This is a genomic window from Oryzibacillus soli (assembly GCF_051594765.1).
Lineage (GTDB): Bacteria > Bacillota > Bacilli > Paenibacillales > NBRC-103111 > Paenibacillus_AR.
In genome coordinates, this window is record NZ_JBPPGJ010000101.1 from 1 (window position 1) to 369 (window position 369).

Consider the following 369-nt stretch of genomic DNA (forward strand, 5'->3'; position numbering starts at 1 on the left):
AGGCGCCAGCTTACCGCCGGTCACCGCGCCGTCGCGAAGCTGCTCCGTGCCTACGCTGTCCCTTGATAGCTTGCCGTAGACGACGGCGCCATCCGCCAGATGCCCCGTGCCAACCGACTCCGGGGCCAGCTTGCCGCCGGTCACCGCCCGATCCCGGATTTCTCCGGTCCCTACACTGTCCCGCGACAGCTTGCCGTAGGTCACCGCGCCGTCCACCAGATGTCCCGTACCAACCGACTCCGGGGCCAGCTTGCCGCCGGATACGGCTCCGTCCCGAAGTTCTCCGGTCCCTACACTGTCTCGCGACAGCTTGCCGTAGGTGATCGTGGCATCCGCCACGTGCTCCGTGCCGACCGATCCAGGGGCCAG

Annotated in this window: 1 pseudogene; it reads right to left on the bottom strand. The window is 68.3% G+C overall.

Annotated features, from left to right (window positions below):
* Nucleotides 1-369: pseudogene (locus tag ACSEXW_RS28325) on the bottom strand (hypothetical protein); the annotation flags it as partial.